1 pseudogene is annotated in these 247 nt (G+C 74.5%); it reads left to right on the top strand.

The features are described from left to right. A pseudogene (locus ACZ3GY_RS24590) lies at positions 1–247 on the top strand (hypothetical protein); the annotation flags it as partial.

Genomic DNA, 247 nt, shown 5'->3' with positions numbered 1-247 from the left:
AAGCCTCGGGGTTCCACGCGCTCGGCCTCGACCTCGCCGCGAGCGCGTCGCCCGTCAACGACCTCGCCGGCGCCTACGGGCTCGGACCGTGGGGCGTGGCCGCCGACATGGGGATCACGGCATCCTTCCTCGCCTGCGCAATCGGAACGATGACCGCGCTCGTCCGGGTGCTGTTCGCGATGAGCCGGGACGGGGTGCTGCCCGCGCGGCTGGGGCGCACCCACCCGCGCCTGCGCACGCCGATCGT

This window comes from Pseudomonas sp. PME37.24/006, from assembly GCF_055556635.1.
Note: the sequence above shows the minus strand (reverse complement) of the source record. Positions and strands in the feature narration are given on the sequence as shown.